The organism is Kineothrix sp. MSJ-39 (assembly GCF_018917935.1).
Taxonomy (GTDB): Bacteria; Bacillota; Clostridia; order Lachnospirales; family Lachnospiraceae; genus CAG-194.
Genome location: NZ_JAHLPN010000010.1, coordinates 94,532 through 112,581 on the forward strand (window position 1 = coordinate 94,532; position 18,050 = coordinate 112,581).

The 18,050-nt window shown below is 39.4% G+C and carries 15 protein-coding genes and 1 pseudogene; 3 read left to right on the top strand and 13 right to left on the bottom strand.

Annotated elements, in window-relative coordinates; all coding sequences use genetic code 11:
- Positions 1-6 precede the first annotated feature (6 nt).
- From KQI22_RS08235 to gmd, 3 genes are read right to left on the bottom strand one after another with little or no spacing between them, the layout of a single operon-like run.
- The gene (locus KQI22_RS08235) at positions 7-969 is read right to left on the bottom strand and encodes a tRNA-dihydrouridine synthase family protein (RefSeq protein ID WP_216551604.1); all 963 of its coding nucleotides are present in this window, start codon (positions 967-969) and stop codon (positions 7-9) included.
- Positions 970-977: 8 nt separating this feature from the next.
- Positions 978-1,919 (bottom strand): GDP-L-fucose synthase family protein, encoded by a 942-nt coding sequence (locus KQI22_RS08240; protein WP_334299614.1) that lies wholly within the window; start codon positions 1,917-1,919, stop codon positions 978-980.
- A gap of 41 nt (positions 1,920-1,960) precedes the next feature.
- Entirely contained in the window at positions 1,961-3,052 is a 1,092-nt protein-coding gene (gene gmd / locus KQI22_RS08245) for a GDP-mannose 4,6-dehydratase (protein WP_216551605.1), read from the bottom strand.
- Positions 3,053-3,228: 176 nt separating this feature from the next.
- Here gmd and KQI22_RS08250 point away from each other — a divergent pair, with 176 nt between their 5' ends.
- Positions 3,229-4,095 carry a helix-turn-helix transcriptional regulator gene (locus tag KQI22_RS08250; protein WP_216551606.1) on the top strand — a complete coding sequence of 289 codons (867 nt, stop codon included), beginning with the start codon at positions 3,229-3,231 and terminating at the stop codon, positions 4,093-4,095.
- Positions 4,096-4,098: 3 nt separating this feature from the next.
- Here KQI22_RS08250 and KQI22_RS08255 read toward each other — a convergent pair whose 3' ends face one another.
- The 7 genes from KQI22_RS08255 to KQI22_RS08285 form a co-directional block, all read right to left on the bottom strand.
- On the bottom strand, positions 4,099-5,586 hold the full coding sequence (locus KQI22_RS08255; protein ID WP_216551607.1) for a DUF6056 family protein: 1,488 nt from the start codon (positions 5,584-5,586) through the stop codon (positions 4,099-4,101).
- A 39-nt stretch (positions 5,587-5,625) separates the two neighbouring features.
- Positions 5,626-6,942 carry a sugar phosphate nucleotidyltransferase gene (locus KQI22_RS08260; RefSeq protein WP_216551608.1) on the bottom strand — a complete coding sequence of 439 codons (1,317 nt, stop codon included), beginning with the start codon at positions 6,940-6,942 and terminating at the stop codon, positions 5,626-5,628.
- A gap of 104 nt (positions 6,943-7,046) precedes the next feature.
- Positions 7,047-7,799: an HD domain-containing protein gene (locus KQI22_RS08265; protein WP_253293567.1), complete on the bottom strand. Its 753-nt coding sequence runs from the start codon at positions 7,797-7,799 to the stop codon at positions 7,047-7,049.
- A 125-nt stretch (positions 7,800-7,924) separates the two neighbouring features.
- Positions 7,925-9,349 (bottom strand): ATP-binding protein, encoded by a 1,425-nt coding sequence (locus tag KQI22_RS08270; protein WP_330623307.1) that lies wholly within the window; start codon positions 9,347-9,349, stop codon positions 7,925-7,927.
- 210 nt (positions 9,350-9,559) lie between these two features.
- Positions 9,560-10,516, bottom strand: a complete 957-nt coding sequence (locus KQI22_RS08275; RefSeq protein WP_216551610.1) for a hypothetical protein — start codon at positions 10,514-10,516, stop codon at positions 9,560-9,562.
- A 434-nt stretch (positions 10,517-10,950) separates the two neighbouring features.
- Entirely contained in the window at positions 10,951-11,214 is a 264-nt protein-coding gene (locus tag KQI22_RS08280; RefSeq protein WP_216551611.1) for an HDIG domain-containing metalloprotein, read from the bottom strand.
- A 3-nt stretch (positions 11,215-11,217) separates the two neighbouring features.
- Positions 11,218-11,871 (bottom strand): Rpn family recombination-promoting nuclease/putative transposase, encoded by a 654-nt coding sequence (locus KQI22_RS08285; protein ID WP_216551612.1) that lies wholly within the window; start codon positions 11,869-11,871, stop codon positions 11,218-11,220.
- A 212-nt stretch (positions 11,872-12,083) separates the two neighbouring features.
- On the opposite strand from KQI22_RS08285, the pseudogene KQI22_RS14130 reads away from it, so the two are divergent.
- Both KQI22_RS14130 and KQI22_RS08295 read left to right on the top strand, forming a co-directional pair.
- A pseudogene (locus tag KQI22_RS14130) lies at positions 12,084-13,416 on the top strand (IS21/IS408/IS1162 family transposase).
- 26 nt (positions 13,417-13,442) lie between these two features.
- Positions 13,443-14,192: an ATP-binding protein gene (locus tag KQI22_RS08295; protein WP_216551613.1), complete on the top strand. Its 750-nt coding sequence runs from the start codon at positions 13,443-13,445 to the stop codon at positions 14,190-14,192.
- A 547-nt stretch (positions 14,193-14,739) separates the two neighbouring features.
- Here KQI22_RS08295 and KQI22_RS08300 read toward each other — a convergent pair.
- The 3 genes from KQI22_RS08300 to KQI22_RS08310 are packed head-to-tail and all read right to left on the bottom strand — an operon-like array spanning position 14,740 to position 17,889.
- The gene (locus tag KQI22_RS08300; RefSeq protein WP_216551614.1) at positions 14,740-15,123 is read right to left on the bottom strand and encodes a hypothetical protein; all 384 of its coding nucleotides are present in this window, start codon (positions 15,121-15,123) and stop codon (positions 14,740-14,742) included.
- Positions 15,124-15,134: 11 nt separating this feature from the next.
- Positions 15,135-16,181, bottom strand: coding sequence for a hypothetical protein (locus tag KQI22_RS08305; protein ID WP_216551615.1), 1,047 nt, complete (start codon positions 16,179-16,181; stop codon positions 15,135-15,137).
- Between the two features lie 55 nt (positions 16,182-16,236).
- Positions 16,237-17,889: a tetratricopeptide repeat protein gene (locus KQI22_RS08310; protein WP_216551616.1), complete on the bottom strand. Its 1,653-nt coding sequence runs from the start codon at positions 17,887-17,889 to the stop codon at positions 16,237-16,239.
- Positions 17,890-18,050: the final 161 nt, after the last annotated feature.

An 18,050-nucleotide genomic window follows, 5' to 3' on the forward strand; every position in this document is an offset into this window, starting at 1 on the left:
TCATTTTTAGTTATCTCTGCAAAGCAGTTTCAATTGCCGGATCACGCTGTCATAATCGGCGCACGCATTACATTTCCGCAGCTGTTTCATAAGCTTATCTACTTTGGGATTGTTTTCCTCTCCCAACTCTGCAAGCCCGACCTGCAGATAGCTCCACAGCTCCTTCATCTTGAACAGAACCGGTTTATCTCCCTGCAGATAAGACCGGTAACCTTCGTAGATCCGGTCGTGAAACAGCCATAGCCGCTCCACTGTAAACCCCGGTCGCATCAAAAAGCCTCTGCCGATCATGACAGCAGGCAGCTTGGGATAAACATCTGCTAACTTCTGTATCTGCTCCCTGCTTATGATATCTCCATTGTAACATAACCGTATGTCTGGCTGTTTCTGTTCTACACAGATCTCCCTGTAAGTCTGTGCAAACGCTTCCTCATGGATTTTTCCCTGATAGTAATCTTCCCGAAGGCGCGGATGGATGATCAGCTCCGAAACAGGAAACGACTCATACAAGGAAAGCAGCTTTTCCCATTCTGCTTCTTCCTCCATACCGATCCTTGTCTTAATGGATAGCTTTATGCCTTTTCCTTCTGCCCAGTCATAACATTCCGTCAAAAACGCTTTTAAAAGCTCCGGTTCTGCCAGCAGTCCCGCGCCGCGTTTCTTTGTGACAACAGTTGCTGAAGGGCAACCAAGATTCAGATTCAGCTCCCGATAGCCAAACTGATACAGCATCTGCGCTGTGGATATAAAATCTTCTCCTTTATTTGCCAGAAGCTGCGGGATCAGACAGATCCCGGCATTATTTTCGGGCAGGACATCCCTTAAATCCCGGGCAGCCAGCTTCTTACGACAACTGGCTGCGATAAAGGGTGCAAAATATCGATCGATCGTTCCCGGAAAGCAGGATTCATATGCATTGCGCAGAACAAAACCTGTGATGCCTTCCAGTGGTGCAAAGTAGATATTCATACGTCGGCTTACCGCTCCGCACGCATCGGATTGTGCAGAAAATCTTCATAAGCAAGTCTGATACCATCTTCCAGCTCTGTCTTGTATTTCCAGCCAAGGCTTTCAGCCTTTGAAACATCCAGAAGCTTTCTCGGGGTTCCGTTCGGCTTACTCGTATCCCACTTGATCTCTCCCGTAAATCCTACTACTTTTGCTACAAGCTCTGTCAGCTCTTTGATCGTCAGTTCCTTACCGGTTCCGGCGTTGACTGTCTCATCTCCGCTGTAGTTGTTCATCAGGAACACACAAAGGTTAGCCAAGTCATCTACATATAAGAACTCACGCAGCGGTGAACCGTCTCCCCAGCACGTTACTTCCTTAAGGCCTGCTTCTTTTGCCTCATGGAATCTGCGGATCAGCGCCGGCAGTACATGGGAATGTGTCGGATGATAGTTATCATTTGGACCGTACAGATTGGTCGGCATAACAGAAATATAGTCTGTTCCGTACTGCTTATTTAAAAATTCACAATATTTCAGACCGGAGATCTTCGCAAGCGCATATGCTTCATTTGTCTTCTCCAGCTCTGAAGTCAGCAGACAGCTTTCCTTCATCGGCTGTGGTGCCATACGCGGATAAATGCAGGAAGAGCCAAGGAATTCCAGCTTCTTACAGCCGTTTTTCCATGCGCTGTGGATCGCATTCATCTCCAGGATCATATTATCATACATAAAGTCCGCCAGCGCATTCTGGTTTGCCACAATTCCACCTACCTTGGCTGCTGCCAGGAATACATATTCCGGTTTCTCCTGTGCGAAAAATTCCTCTACAGCATCCTGTCTTGTCAGATCCAGTTCCTTATGGGTTCTTGTCACAATATTGTGATAGCCCTGTCTTTCCAGTTCCCTTACGATTGCAGAACCAACCATGCCTCTGTGGCCTGCAACATAGATCTTTGCATCTTTTTCCATCATTTGCTCTTCTTCCTTCTTCCCTTTTTCAAAAATTACGTCTATTTTACAACGCCTTTTTCCAGATATTCTTCCAGATTTGTTTTAATGTGCTCTTCCGCTCTCTCAACTGCGACTTTTTCCATATCATGCTTTGTCATGAGGGCAACCAGCTCTTCAAAGCTTGTCTTGGTCGGATTCCAGCCAAGCTCTGTCTTTGCCTTGGTCGGATCTCCCCAGAGATTTACCACATCGGTCGGGCGGTAGAAATCAGGGCTGACTTCCACGATCACCTTGCCATTGGCTTTATTGATACCCTTTTCCTCCATTCCGCTTCCCTGCCATTCCACTTCAATACCTGCATGATGGAACGCAAGTGTTGCGAACTCTCTGACAGAATGCTGTACGCCTGTTGCGATCACGAAATCTTCCGGCTTATCATGCTGCAGGATCAGCCACATACATTCCACATAATCCTTTGCATATCCCCAGTCACGCAGGCTGTCAAGGTTACCTAAATACAACTTATCCTGTTTGCCCTGTGCAATTCTTGCTGCAGCCAGTGTGATCTTTCTTGTTACAAATGTCTCGCCGCGGCGCTCGCTTTCATGATTAAATAAAATACCGGAGCAGCAGAACATATCATAGGCTTCTCTGTATTCTTTCACGATCCAGTAGCCATACTGCTTTGCAACCGCATAAGGCGAATACGGATGGAACGGTGTTGTCTCTTTCTGCGGAACCTCTTCCACTTTTCCGTAAAGCTCTGAGGTAGAAGCCTGATAAATACGACAGGTCTTTTCAAGCCCGCAGACACGGACTGCTTCAAGTACTCTGAGGACACCAGTTGCTACCACATCGGCTGTATATTCCGGGACATCAAAGCTGACCTGCACATGGGACTGTGCTGCCAGATTGTAGATCTCATCCGGTCTGATCTCTCCGATCAGTTTTACAAGACTGATGGAATCCCCAAGATCACCAAATTTCAAATGAAAATGCGGTGTTCCTTCCAGATGGGCAATACGTTCTCTGAAATCCACGGAAGATCTGCGGATCATACCGTATACTTCATAGCCCTTCTCCAATAAAAACTCCGCTAAATAAGAGCCATCCTGTCCGGTCACACCTGTGATAAGTGCTGTCTTTGCCATAATTCCTTCTCCTTTTTCTTTTTATATATGACGATATTGCTATTTTCTGTTTTCTATAATATACCCACATTTCTGCCTTATCCATTCATTGTATTGACATTCAGTTGCATTATATTGACTTTTATTTTAATCTTATATACTATATAGGAAAGATAGCACAGAAACGGAGTCTTAACATGGAACAGCAGGCATTATTTCACGGTGATCTCGTTAATACAAACCGGATCATTTATACCCCCTCGGAGTTTGCCAAAACTTCCCTTTTACATGTACAGGAAATTGGTACCCTGCAGGCGCAAAAACCGCATATCAGCAAACGTACGGATCTGGATTCCTATCTCTTTTTTATGGTACGATCCGGCTCCGGGGAGCTGCATTATGCACATAATACTTATCCGCTCGGTGTAGGTGATTGTGTTTTTATCGACTGCAAGTCTGCCTATTTTCATGAAACAAAGGATGACCTCTGGAGTCTTTCCTGGGTGCATTTTAACGGTCCGTCGATCGATGGCATCTACCAGAAGTATAAGGAACGCGGCGGTCTGCCCGCCTTTCACGCAAATGCGTTTTCCCTTTATGAAGACTATTTTAACCATCTATACAACATGGTCTCCGGCAATTCCTATGTCCGGGATATGCAGATCAACGAAGGGCTTTCTGCCCTGTTAACCCTGCTGATGGAGGACAGCTGGCATCCGGACAGTATGCCTGCACATACCAAACGTACCAGCCTGTGGCATGTCCGGGAGTATCTTGACCAGAATTATGCGCAAAAAATATCGCTCGACGATCTCGCCGAACGATACTTCATCAACAAATATTATCTCACCCGAATTTTTAAAGAACAATTTGGTGTTACCATCAACAATTACCTTTTAAATGTCCGCATCACCCATGCCAAGCGGGAACTGCGCTTTTCCGGCAAATCCGCCGAAGAGATCGGTGCTGAGGTTGGCTTTCACGAACTGTACTACTTCAGCCGCGTCTTTAAAAAGGTGGAGGGTTGCAGCATCAGTGAATACCGGAGGATGTGGGGAACGTAGAAGTTATTTTTTCTTTTTCTTCTTTGTTCTGACACTCTCTTTATGATAATATTGTGCACACACCTGATTTCTCCATTCCGTTTCATCTGTATAAATGTCTTGAAAATAAATCAAATGCGGTTTATTTTTAAGTTTAGGGAAAACAGGATTTTGTTCCTCCGGATCTAAAAGCCGGTCTATCCTTTGATCCCATTCTGCATCATAAGCCTGTGCCTCGCCGCTATGTAGAGAACATACTGCCGAAACAGTGGAGAGTGTATCTCGATACTCTTCTCGAAAAGCAGACAGTGTAAAGAGAACAACGAATCCCATTATGCATCCCCAATAAGCCAGAATCTTATTTGAAAACACCTGATCTGTCCTGTCTTTTTGTAACAGCAGCTTTATCTTGCCCACTGCAACAAGTACTAACACACTGTATAGAATACACATCATCCAATACCGGATGTTCTGGATTCTTCCCGGTCCTGCATTTCCATAAGCATACAGATTTGGGGTAAAAGAAGACGCAAAAAAGCAATAGGCCAGAACTGTCCAAATCCCATACGGCACTTTCCATTCTGCCAGCTTTGTCATATCTACCAGTTTCCAAAAGAATGGAATCATAAACAGAAATGCCAAAATCACATAAAGAGAAGTATATTCATTCAGGAAAATATAGGCTTCAGAAAAAGAATATATAATTGCCTTCGGTGCTGAAAACTGCTCATACTCTACCTGTCTGGCAGCATTTCCGGGTGCAAGTGCACTCAGCATAAAGCCACCTATATTGACAGCAAAAACGATAAGTGAATGTATCCAATACTTCTTTTTTCTATATAAGGCCAGACAGAGATTGGCAAATAAAATTTCTGCTGTTAAAAGAGCCGTAATAAAATTTCCTCCTGCCAGAAAGAAAGCCAGCAGTAATAATCCTACAAAACGGCTTGCTTTACAGCTTTCATCTGTCTGCATTTTAAGCAGACCCGTACACAGGAACAGCATACACGCAAAGAATAACACATAATAAGAAGCGCCATTCCACCAATAAAGTCCCTGCACAGGAGAAGGCATCAGTTCAAACCATAACAACAGAACCAGACATGATACAATATCAGCTGCTTGTCTCTCCGCATCAAATACCTTTTTCAATAATGTTCTGAAAAAAGCCACTGTGGATGTAATTGCCAGAAATGTCAGTATATACGTTCCCAGCCGGTAAAATTTTTCTCCCCAGACCGCCGGCTGCAATTGAAAAACAAAGATCGCCGCATATGTCCCCTGCCATCCATGCCAATAATGCACAATCCAATCATATATGGCACGCAATGCCTGCAGTGGATGGAATCCTCCCTGCAGAATAACTTCATGCAGTTTTACTCCATACACCCAGTCGTCCGACATACTATGGCTATAATTTGCCATCCATAAAAGCGGCAAAATTGCTACCAATAACACAATCCATAAAAATATGCTCCAAAATGTCTGCATATTTATTTTCTTCTGTTTCATTCTCTCACTGTTTCCCCTTCTGTACTCCGAAATTTTTATTTAAATCTCCAGTTCAAATTTCTGTTTATCATGCACATTGATATCTTTTCCAAGCTGGATCTCCACAAGGCGCAGCTCTATATCCGCAAACACCGTATGGCGGCAGCCTGCAGACATTGTGATCACATCACCCGCTTTCACAGCCTGCTCAAATCCGTCTACGACCGTTCTGCCGTTTCCGGAAATAACCACCCAGACTTCATCCCTATTTTTATGGCTGTGATAATTCATGCTGTGCCCCGGATTCAGAGTTACCTTGATCGTCATGGAAGTTCCTTCCACATCAAGTACCCTGAAACTTCCCCATGATTTTTCCGCAAACATGATCTGCTGTTCAAATTTATCCACATAAGGCTTGATATAGCTGCTCTGCTCTTTATCGGATACCAGAATACCATCCGGCGAAGCGGAAATGACCACATCATGTAATCCCATCGCCAGCACAGGCACATCCATTTCATTGACGATGTGCACATCCGAACAGGTCTCATTTAAAACACCTTTTCCGACAACAGATTCTTCCATCGCCTCTGTCAGTGTGTTCCATGTACCGAGATCTTTCCACTGTCCGGCAAAACGCTGCACCTGGATCTTATCCTCTTTCTCTACAACCGCATAATCAAAAGAAATTTTTGTCAAAGTCTCATATTTATCAAATAAATCCTGATAATCTGTAAATTCAATCAGTTCATGTGCCTTCTCAAGCACATATTTCAGCTTGTACGCAAAAACACCGCCATTCCAAAGAGCACCACGCTTTATATATTCCGCTGCCACATCTGCCGTCGGTTTCTCCTTGAATGTTTCAACCATGGAGGTATGATCAGCAGTTTTTGGAATGATATAGCCGTATTTTTCACTTGGATATGTCGGCTCGATTCCCATCAGTACCAGATTGGCTTCCCCCTTGTCCGCCTGCTCAGACAGATCTTTCAGGGCAGCAAAATAGTCATCCTCCACATAAGGATCGACTGGGCAGACTACCACCGATTCCTCCGGGCTGACTTTCATTTCATCGACAAGATAAGCTGTCGCTAACGCAATCGCCGGGAAGGTGTCTCTTCTGCATGGCTCTATGGAAATTCCTACACCATCACCAAGCTGGTTATGGATCGCTGAAACCTGTGTCTTGGAAGTCGCGATCGTGACGGTTGCATCCGCATCTACCGTCTTGATCTGCCGATAGACCCGCTGTACCATAGACTCATAAGAGCCGTCTTCTTTCTTAAATATTTTAATAAACTGTTTGCTTCTCACATCATTGGAAAGCGGCCACAGACGCTTCCCTGATCCGCCTGATAATAATACAATGTTCATCGTTTTTCCTGTTCCCTTGTATAAATACAATTAGTTTAGCACGGATGGGGCGAACGGACAACTAACTATTTCCATGCTCCACGCGAAACACACCCGCTTTCCAATCAACTGTTCCATAAATGCTTCCGCATATAGGAAAGCCATGCGTTCGTATCCGGATTGTCCGACGCAAACCGCATCAGCTTGTCCACATATCCCTGCTCCTTTGCAATCTGTACACTGATCGGATAGACCAGTTCAAATACCAGACAAACATGTCCTACCAGATTATCAACCGGCGTATGCTTCAGGCTGCGAAGCACTGTGTGCTTCTCCATAAAGCATTTTTTCACAGAATCCGATACTGCTGCCTGTTTCAGTTCCGCAGTCGATACATTATAAATATCTTCAAGCGGTGTATCACAATTTACCCGGAAAATATCAATCTTATCTGCGTCACGCAATATATTGCAATAGGCAGTTTTTTCCGCAGACATACCTTCCGGGATTTTGTATTTGTTATGATTTTCAATGCTGACTTTGAGAAGTTCCTGTTCCTCCGGTGTAAAATCTCCGAATTGTGTAAGAAGACCATCCTCAAACAGAATTGTTATCCCCAACTCTGCATGATCTATCGACTCGCTATCCACAAAAGTGCCATATCTTTTCACCTGCTCAAAACGACCTATGTCATGAAGCATCCCCATTGTCCACGCAAGATCCTCGTCAACGGATATATCCGTAACTGTTTTGGCAATGCGCTCCGCAAGCGCCGCCACACGATACGTATGATCGATCTTCAGTCTGATCTTCGGATCAGATGCATTATATTGATTTGTATACTCTGCAAATGTTTGCTTGATTCTTGTTCGGTTCATCAGTTATTTCAATAGCTCCCATCTTGCTAACTGCTTCAGTTATTCCTGTTCTCTGTTTAATGAATACTCTAAAAAGTTACAACAGACCAAGTTAATGGTGATGCCTGGCTCCATGTGCTCTATCTCTACACATAAAGTGAATCCAAGGTAAGTAATAATACATCCTCTTCGGAAAGTGATTCAAACCAGTCTGTATATCCGGTCAGAGAAAAGAATATATATTTTGAAACCTTATATTTTGCCGTAATTAACTTTCCTCTTCTAATCAGAGTTTCATAAATACCTTTGTCAATCTTTTCGTTTTTAAATTTACATTCCCCTATAACAGCCTTTTTGTCTACCTCAGACAAAGCAACCACATCAATGTCCGCAGATTGTGTTCTAATGCCTCCATTTTTATCTGTCACCTTCTCTATTCCCCACCAAGTACCTACAGAAGTAATAAAGCAGCCATATTCACCTGTTATCCCCTTCATTAACGTATAATACCTGCACATTTCTTCAAAAACGGAGCCCATGAATGAATGTAATACTGGCTTAACTACTTTTGTGTAATAGAGTTCCCCCTGTCCCATTTCAATTACGCTGGTAGCTTTTGGAATAAATTCATACCAAAACTTGAACATATAATCTTTTAAGACATACTGCGTCTTCTTTTTGTTCTTTTCATCCGTAATACATTTCTTTTTTTCAACCAGACCAACATTTATCAGCTTATCTAGAGAATATAATACCGTTTGCTCTTTTTCTCTGATTTTACCTGCAATCGTATTGAGCGTATTTTCCCCGGATGCAATCTGTTCAACAATATTATTTACAAGTGATATATCAGAAAACTCCTGCGTCAGAAGATTTCTTGTTTCATCATATAAATATCCATCTGTTCTGAAGAATAGTCGAATAATATTTTCATCTATACTCTTTTCAGGGTCGATCATAGAAAGATACTTTGCAACTCCACCGGTAATACCATAACAGACAGCCTTATCCTCATTGGAATAATCAGGGACAAATTTTGCTGCATCTAAGTAATTAAATGCCTCCAATTTGATCTGCGAATCACGCCTTCCAAACAAAGGGCTCTTTTCACTGAGTACTTTCTTCTCCATGAAACTAAGCGCGGAACCGCACAATATCACTTTAAGATTCTTATCACTCCAGACTCTATCTATATATTTTTGCAAAACAGATAATAGTGCATCATCTTTTTCAGCCCAATATGGTAATTCATCTATTACCAGAATAAGCTTCTCATCCCCCATATTCTTATTGATAAAATCAAAAACCGCCTCTGTCGTATTAAAACTGATATCCTCCACACCCGGCATAAGCAAATCTGTTACCTGCTTTGAGAACAATTCCAGATTCCTATTCTTCCCCACTTTAGTCGCCGTATAAAAGATTGTCTTTTTATCTTTGACAAATTCAGCAATCAGCGTAGACTTTCCGATACGTCTGCGCCCATATATGACTGTCATGCCAATGCCTTCTTTATCATAGAACTCCTTTAAGGATGCCAGTTCTCTTTCTCTTCCTATAAACATTTGCATCTCCTCCAAATTTGTTCATTTTTATTCAAATCGTTTTTGACAAAATGTTTCTGAATTAAATATATCATAAATGAGTCTATGCAACAATCGAAACTCCCGCTTTATTAAATAGTTATGAAATAAAGCATGGATTTTCTGAAATAAGATATGCATTAGATATTGAGCAAAAATGCACGAATCAGTTATTGCTGCCTTGCCCGATAGACCAATTCAGCTTTTCATCAGATTCTCTACATACTCCTCTGATTTTCCCAAATCATCCGCGATTTCAGCTATAGTCTTTCCTTTTTGCAGCCATCTGTTGATCAGATAACGATGCGCGTTTTCCTCACCCTCGGCTCTGCCAACTTCGAGCCCTTCATGCTTTCCATCCTCATATTCTTCTGCGCGGATCAGTTCCTCTCGCCGTTCCCATGTATAATCAAGTACCATACTTTTGGTCACCTCACTCCTGTTTTTCATAAAAAATGTTTCCATGATGTGATGCTCTATACAATAATCAATCGCTTCATTAATCGCAGTTTCCAAATCTTCCATATATTCTGTGTCATCATGTTCCGTTTCATTTTGTACAAATGTCTTCTGTTTCTCTAAATTCTCCCGCACACGGTTCACAAAGATCATATAACCACTCAAGACCTTGCTTTTTGCAAGAAGCCGCGTATTATTGTTTGGATTGATGTTGTACACTGTAACTGTCAGTTCAATCTCCGGCGTATCTGTCTGGTTGATAAATGCATCTGAAAGTTTCAGTACTTCTTTCTCCGGTCTTTTCTCTGTTCCATTATAGAACACTGCAAAATGCGGTGTTGTGATCTGTACTCGTTTTCTGCCATACAGATCCCGCTTTCCTATCATTTTCTTAAGCAGACTCGTTAAATAGATCAGAAAACGCAACGGTGCATTCGGACTGTATGTAGACTGATGTTCATACAGATTCAGATAATTACCGATAAAGAAGGAAGCGTCATTTCGTACCGATAACGAAATTCCATTTTCCAGCCGCATGATCTGAATCATATCAGAATCTGTATATACCGAATCATTCATCGCATTGTAAACATCCAGTGCATACTCTGGTATTTGCAGCATCATGGAGATTACATCACTTTTGTATTCCCTGTTTCCATTGCTGCGATAGTTTCTCTTCTTGTCTTTCTGTGCCATAAGCATCCTCCTTTGGTATACCACAGGAAGTTGCTATAGTAAATTTGTTATCTTTCGCAAATCCCTGCTCTTATTTAGTTACAAGCATGGATTTTCTAAAAGATGAACAGATATGCTGTGAAATCACACAACATCATAAAGATATGGTTCGCCGAAAGCAGAAAGCTTCCGAAAAGAAAATATGCTTTGTAACAACTATACCATTGTTGCAAAGCATTTACAATCACATAGTAAATATTTAGATCACACTTTGATGTCATATACTGTTGACACTACTATCTCTAAAAATAGTTCTTCATTCTTAGTGTTTATTTAATAGTACTTGACCCCAATGACCATTTGATGTTTTTTAATAATTTGACAGATTCTCTCCCATTTTTGGCTGTTTTCAAAACAATTTTCCCCATTTTTTGTTTTTAATGGTACCTGACACTCTATACAGCCGCATGATCTATCGACTCACTATCCACAAAAGTGCCATATCTTTTCACCTGTTCAAAACGACCTATGTCATGGAGCATCCCCATTGTCCACGCAAGATCCTCGTCAACGGATATATCCGTAACTGTTTTGGCAATGCGCTCCGCAAGCGCCGCCACACGATTCGTATGATCGATCTTCAGCCTGATCTTCGGATCAGATGCATTATATTTATTTGTATACTCTGCAAATGTTTGCTCGATTCTTGTTCGGTTCATCAGTTATTTCAACAGCTCCTGCAGTCTTTTTACCTCGGCTTCCAACTCAGCAGCTCTTTTAACTGCATCATTTGCTCTTTGCCGCTCCTTTTCTGTATTCTCCCGTTCAAGTTCTATCCCTTCCCGTTTTCCGGCATTATATTCCGTAAGAAGGCATCTCTCATAATCTTCCCTTGCTTCACACTGCATACGGATTTTTTCATCTTCACTCAGTTTTTTCATTGTCACTACCATATTCTCAAATACCTCCTCGCCTCTTGCTAACTGCTCAAGTTCTTCCAGAGTCTCTGCCTTGAATATACCCGCCCATTTCAAAATCTTTTTATCTGTTTCAGACTGGTCTTTTGCTTTCTCAAGCTGTGTCAGGTCAAGTACTTTAATACATAATTTATCTGAATATAAAAATCCATCTTCTACATCTAAAATCTGATATTTTGCCATAAACTTTGGATGTTCTTCAAATAATGTAAAATCTAAAATACCAATGTGATATGTAGGAAACAACATACCATAATCTTGCCCACTCTTAATACTGTCATAGGCTCTTGCCCAGTATAACAGGGATCGGTTCGTCCAGTAAGTTTGCTTATATACCTGTAATTCAATATTGATGATCCTTGCATCATTCAGCTTGATCTTTACATCTAAGTCCTCCATAAATGAATAATAAATTACATACGGCTACTCATCACTGATTATTCCGGGCTCTCTGAGCCACCTGTCCGGACTTTGAGAGCCACCATTCCGAAGAACGAGAGCCATATATTCCGGTAATTCAGAACCACCTTATTGAGCTCTATTACATATATTTCCTTTATACTGTAAGTACACACCTTTGGTGTGAATACAGATAAAGAAGGTCGTAAGTTATGACCAAGTATCGTGAAATCCTACGCTTGAAAAGCTTAGGATTCAGTGAGAAAAACATCGCACAGAGCTACGGTGTATCCAGAAACACAGTCGCCAAGGTTTTGAAAAAGTCAGCGGAAATCAATCTTTCATGGTCGCTGGATTTCGACATGACCGACAGTGCACTAGATGAGCTGATGTTTCCCAAGGATAAGTCGGCAACGAATAAACATATGCCGAACTTTGACTACATCCGCAAAGAACTTCTGCGGAACGGTATAAGCAAAAAACTTCTCTGGGTAGAATGCTGTGAGGAGTGCCGCATAAGCAGCGAAGAGCCTCTAATGTATTCTCAGTTCTGCTACTACATCCAGAAGGATGAAGAAAAACGCAGGGCTACCATGCATATCCCAGAAAACCAGGTGAACAGATTGAAGTTGACTGGGCTGGGGATCCTGCCACATCATTGATCCGGATACCGGAGAAATCACAGATGCATGGATATTTGTAGGTGTATTAACTTACAGTCAGTATGCTTTTGTAAAAGCATATATGGATGAGAAAACCGACAACTGGATCAAAGCTCATGTCCAGATGTTTGATTTCTTTGGCGGTGTTACACCCATGCTCGTTTCCAATAACTGTACAACCGCAGTGAATCATAAAAAGAGTGAATTGAATGCTTCTATCCGTAAAAAACCGGATGTCTACAACGCCCGTAAATTCTCAAAAAAGTAATGTAGCAGACTCAGTTTATTTCTTGGGGAAGAAATGCCATTATTGGCTCCGTTGCCTGCTACATCTTTTGAACTGGCTGAGTGGAAACAGACCACCGTCCAGTTTAACTATCACATCGCAGTAGACAGGATGTTCTACTCCGCGCCTTATCAGTATATCAAAAATAAGGTCGATGTGCGTATAACAGATACAACAGTTGAAATATTTTATAATCACAATCGTATTGCCTCTCACAGACGGCTCTATGGGAGAAGCGGTCAGTATTCTACTGTGACAGAACATACGCCGCAGGAGCACCAGAAATATCTGGAATGGAACGGTGACCGGTTCCGTAAGTGGGCTGATTCGATTGGAATTAACACAAGTAAGGTTGTCGATGCAATGCTTACCTCCGGCAGGATTGAACAGCAATCCTACAGAAGCTGTATGGGATTATTGAAACTGGCCGAAAAATATTCGCCAGAAAAACTGGAGCAGGTCTGCGCCAAGGCACTTTCTTATTCTGATAAACCCAGCTATAAAAGTATCAAAAATCTATTGGCTGCAGCGAAGGATGTGCCTGGTAATGAACCAGAAGCATCCCAAGCAATAAAACCACACGGCATCACCAGATGAGCCAGATACTATGGAGGTAAACAATCATGACAAATCAAAGTACCATCGATAAACTTATTGAAATGCGTCTGACCGCTATGGCAGATGCATTCCTTATCCAGATGGATGATCCCACAATGAAGGAAGTTCCGTTCGAGGATCAGTTCGGTATGCTTGTCGATGTCGAATACAGCAACCGCAAAAACAATCGTCTGAAAAGGCTGATCCGACAAGCTGAGCTTGAGCAGCCAGATGCCAGCATCTCAGCAATTGATTACCATTCTGGGCGAAAACTGAACAAAGCACTGATCACCCGTCTGGCAACTTGCGAATACATTACAGAATATCAGAACATTTTTATTACTGGAGCAACTGGGAGCGGTAAAACTTACACGGTCTGTGCCTTTGGCATGGAAGCATGCAAACACTACTACACAGTGCAGTATATACGACTTCCTGATCTATTATTGGACTTACAGACCGCCAGAGACAATGGAACTTTTTTGACTGTCCTGAAAAAATACACCAAGCCAATAGTATTGATTATTGATGAGTGGCTGCTTCTTAAACTGACAGAGGCTAAAGCCAGAAATCTTTTTGAACTGATACATAAAAGACGTAAAAAATCTTCAACGATCTTTTGTTCCCAGTTCCGTGAAAGTGAATGGTATCAGCAAATCTGTGATGGTGAAAGTACTCTTGCCGATGCCATCATGGATCGTATATCGTATGATTCCTATAAGATCGATAACGAAAGTATTGATCCGTCTAAAGACCTTTCTATGAGAGAAGTATAAGGACTGGATCCAGCAATGGCAAAGTAACTTCATAAACAAAATGGGGTGGCTTCGTTAGTCCGGACTGGCGGCTCTGCCGCACCATAATATTCACTGCACACGTTTTCTGCCATACAGATCCCGCTTTCTAGTCGCATGATCTGAATCATATCAGGATCTGTATACTTTGAATCGTTCATTGCATTGTAAACGTCCAGTGCATACTCCTTTAATATGCCGCATATGGCATATTAAAGATATGGTTCGCCAGAAACAGAAAGCTTCCGAAAAGAAAATATGCTTTGCAACGACTATACCATTACTGCAAAGCAATTACAATTCTTATTTATTTCATCTTCCCCTCTATAACCAATGTCGTTATATCAATCTACAAATTATGATTTTTCTATAATTTAAGCAGGGAAATGATATAATAAAGTTTTTCAATGCAACTCATAATTTTCCAATAAACGACCACAATTTCGGAAATGGTTTTAGAAAGTTCCAAAATACCTAATCAGTTTTATCATTTTTACGCTCTCACTACAGTATTTAAAATATTTCTAAATCATAATACATATTGAGATATTTTTTTAAGCACATTGTCATAATATTTCTCTAACAGTTTATATACCAAGTTTTTCTTTTCAACTTTTCTATCTCTTGTATCCTGCATTTCAATATACGACTCATTATGCCTTTTATTATTTTTTTTCGTCTTTTCATCTTCTATAGAAAATCTGATCATAGTATTATAATAAACTAATGTGCTTTCTAAAATATCCTGTGAAATTTTACGTTTTGTTAATTCATCAGTTTTTAAGTTTCTCATCCCTCTTTTAAGTTCTCTTAATTCAGTCTGATACTTTTCTAACTCTGATTTATAGTATTCTATTTCATATTTGCACATTTCTTCTTTTAAATCAGAATATTCTGAAATTACTTCCTTCATTTTTTCCCTTCCTATGCTCTTAAATCCCTAAATTTTTGTTGAACATCTACACTTCCTACAAACATTTCAATCAGCGGCATATAACATCCAAATATTTTATCAAAATACCCATCTATATCATCGTCTTCATAAGAAAATTTTGTATCATTATAGGCTATTATTTCCAATAATATATTGTGCGTTTTCCCCATTTCATAATTATAACATGCATATTGATTAATATCCTTTATATTTCCTTTTAAACTATCCTTTATTTCTTCCCTATTTTTTTTACAATGTCTACCATTTTTTTCCTCAAATAAGCATTCAGCTGAATAATAACTCTTATATTTATTTTCGTTATCATCCTTTTTTAACAATTTCTTTAAACTTGTCGGAGTTTCCAATTTAATTCTTGTCGATTCATATTCATCAAGAACATACTCCCTATCATATGAATGATATAACGCAACAGAATATTCCCCATTTCCTAAAACAGTCAATATTCTCTGCAATAGAATACTTTGAATATTTTTTCCTCTATTTCTATTAGACTCTAGTAATGCTGTTACACTTTTAAATTCTAGCAAACGATTTTTATCATCTTCAAGAATTTGGGTTTTAAAAATCAATTCTTCATTTTTCTTTTTTTCTTCAGAGAGTTGCCGCTTTATAATTTCTTGCTGATTCATATCGTATTCTGATAATATAGCTTCCCAAACATCTTTTTGAAGAAATGTGATGGTAAAAAGAAATATACAAACCCAAACACTACCTATAATAATTATATAATAAATCACAATGTTTATCTTTTCAACAGATGCATCTGGTTTTGTGTATATTGAAAAAAGCAAGCTTACTAATATCGGTCCGACCACACCTAGCCATGCATTTATGTTTCTATAATGAGATACCAGCTTTGCTGCATACTTCTCCTTATGTTCTACTGCCATACGTTCTAATGATTGTCTTGCAGAACTTTCAAATACCGAACGTATCTTCCTATATTTTTCTTTTATCCATTCCCCTTTTTTTCTAGGTGGAACTGTATCACAATTATCCGTATCTTCTGTAATCATATCAATTATTTCCCAACTATATATTTTAATTATATCTTATTTTTTGATTGCAATTTTAATTTTCAATAAGTTTTTTTATATTCTTTGCCCCAATACCTTTCACAGCTGTATATAATTCAAACGATACCTTATCTCCAACTTTTATTTCATTATATGCATTATTTTTTGAAAAAAACAGTGCATTTTTATTTGTATGAATTGCGTTTGAAATAAAACCATAAGTATCCTTTATTTTTACCACTACACCTTCATTTTCTGATATAATCTCATTAGCTTCATCTCTAAATGCAGATAAATTAGAATAAATTGAATCATAATACTCCTCTTTAATTTCCTCTTTGTGTGCTTGTATATTAGATAACAATTTCGCCTTACTACTCCTATCCAATTTTGATACAGCATAAGAATACTTATCCAGCGTATCTGCTATAAGTTCTATAGATTCTTTATGATAATATGAATATGACAAATTTGTAAGTAATTTCAATAACGTGACTGTGGTCTTATCATCAATTGATCCTACATTCTCTAATACTTCTATGCCTTGCTTAATTATATTATATTTTTCAACATAATCCCTTTTTTGTAAGAGTTCTGTCTGCCGTCGCTTTAGGTCCATATATCTGTTTGCCATAATATTTAATGTTCTTAAATTTGGATGTTTATCTGTTTCTTTAGCCTGTATCCATAGTTTTTCCGCCTCATCATATTTCCCTAAAAATGTAAATACTCTAACTTTTTCAAGCAATATCTCATTTGTATTAGGAAGATAATCATCAGCTTTTAAAATATACTCCAAAGCGCTATCCGTGTCCTGCATTTTCACCGTATAAAAAATTGAGAATAAATAACATACAACAGCTCGTTCTTTGTCATTTGTGCATTTTGACAATGCAATATTGTAATTATTTATTGCTCCATATAACTCCCCCTTCTCTGCTTCTAAAAATGCTTTCACTTTGTACGTTTCAAAATAATCTGGGTCAATACTCGATGCCTTGGCAATTTCCTCCATGCACTCATCCCACTTTTTTTCTTTTCCATAATTTAATGCATTTTTTAAATGATATGTTGCTAATTGTTCATCTATTTTGTTCAACCTTGGAGATATAGTATTCGGATTAAACGGAGCTTGTTCACTATTAACTTTTACCTTTTGTAACATTCCATTTAATTCTTTTCTCTTTTGAAACACACTCTTTACAAACTCATTACTTGGTGGATATTTTAATGAAATATACTCCCTTGACATATCATTCATTACATATTCACCTGAAGACGCCTGTATCATATAAGTTGACAATAATTCATTAATTGCGTTTCTCAATTCCAGCTCATTGCCATCTATGTAAAAATCTATCAAACCATAAGTCAACTTATTATTTTGAAGCAAAAATAACTGTAATATCTTTTTTGATATATTTGACAGCTTATCAAATATATTAGATACACAAAATTCAATTAAATCATCCTTATGACTTAACATTTGTTTGGAGTCAGTTCCGGAATATATTCCACTGATATACCATTTTATAGAAAGAGGATTATTGTACAAATTTTCATTTATTATCTTATAAATCTCTTCATCTTCTTTTCTATGTACTTCTAACCCATAATACTTTGACAACTCCCTAAAATATGTAATAGCATCTTGACGTGTTAAACCTTCAATTTTTTGTCTTATTTCAAATTCGCCAAGTCTCTGCATATATGTCCTCTCTATTCTTTTTAGTGCATGTTCAACAAAAGCCTCTCTATTCTTTTTAGTGCATGTTCAACAAAAGCCTTGATTTTACTGGATTTGTTGAACGGTTTACAAGTTACATATATCTTCAAACTAGAGTTTTCTGGATATGAAGTAGCTTCAAT

What these genes read in the sequence shown, in the direction of transcription:
- KQI22_RS08280 (WP_216551611.1), bottom strand. Translation starts at nt 11,214, where the DNA reads ATGAACCGAACAAGAATCGAGCAAACATTTGCAGAGTATACAAATAAA.
- KQI22_RS08300 (WP_216551614.1), bottom strand. Translation starts at nt 15,123, where the DNA reads ATGAAGGAAGTAATTTCAGAATATTCTGATTTAAAAGAAGAAATGTGC.
- KQI22_RS08295 (WP_216551613.1), top strand. Translation starts at nt 13,443, where the DNA reads ATGACAAATCAAAGTACCATCGATAAACTTATTGAAATGCGTCTGACC.
- KQI22_RS08250 (WP_216551606.1), top strand. Translation starts at nt 3,229, where the DNA reads ATGGAACAGCAGGCATTATTTCACGGTGATCTCGTTAATACAAACCGG.
- KQI22_RS08240 (WP_334299614.1), bottom strand. Translation starts at nt 1,919, where the DNA reads ATGGAAAAAGATGCAAAGATCTATGTTGCAGGCCACAGAGGCATGGTT.
- KQI22_RS08255 (WP_216551607.1), bottom strand. Translation starts at nt 5,586, where the DNA reads ATGAAACAGAAGAAAATAAATATGCAGACATTTTGGAGCATATTTTTA.
- KQI22_RS08275 (WP_216551610.1), bottom strand. Translation starts at nt 10,516, where the DNA reads ATGGCACAGAAAGACAAGAAGAGAAACTATCGCAGCAATGGAAACAGG.
- KQI22_RS08270 (WP_330623307.1), bottom strand. Translation starts at nt 9,349, where the DNA reads ATGCAAATGTTTATAGGAAGAGAAAGAGAACTGGCATCCTTAAAGGAG.
- KQI22_RS08305 (WP_216551615.1), bottom strand. Translation starts at nt 16,181, where the DNA reads ATGATTACAGAAGATACGGATAATTGTGATACAGTTCCACCTAGAAAA.
- KQI22_RS08235 (WP_216551604.1), bottom strand. Translation starts at nt 969, where the DNA reads ATGAATATCTACTTTGCACCACTGGAAGGCATCACAGGTTTTGTTCTG.
- KQI22_RS08260 (WP_216551608.1), bottom strand. Translation starts at nt 6,942, where the DNA reads ATGAACATTGTATTATTATCAGGCGGATCAGGGAAGCGTCTGTGGCCG.
- KQI22_RS08285 (WP_216551612.1), bottom strand. Translation starts at nt 11,871, where the DNA reads ATGGAGGACTTAGATGTAAAGATCAAGCTGAATGATGCAAGGATCATC.
- gmd (WP_216551605.1), bottom strand. Translation starts at nt 3,052, where the DNA reads ATGGCAAAGACAGCACTTATCACAGGTGTGACCGGACAGGATGGCTCT.
- KQI22_RS08265 (WP_253293567.1), bottom strand. Translation starts at nt 7,799, where the DNA reads ATGAACCGAACAAGAATCAAGCAAACATTTGCAGAGTATACAAATCAA.
- KQI22_RS08310 (WP_216551616.1), bottom strand. Translation starts at nt 17,889, where the DNA reads ATGCAGAGACTTGGCGAATTTGAAATAAGACAAAAAATTGAAGGTTTA.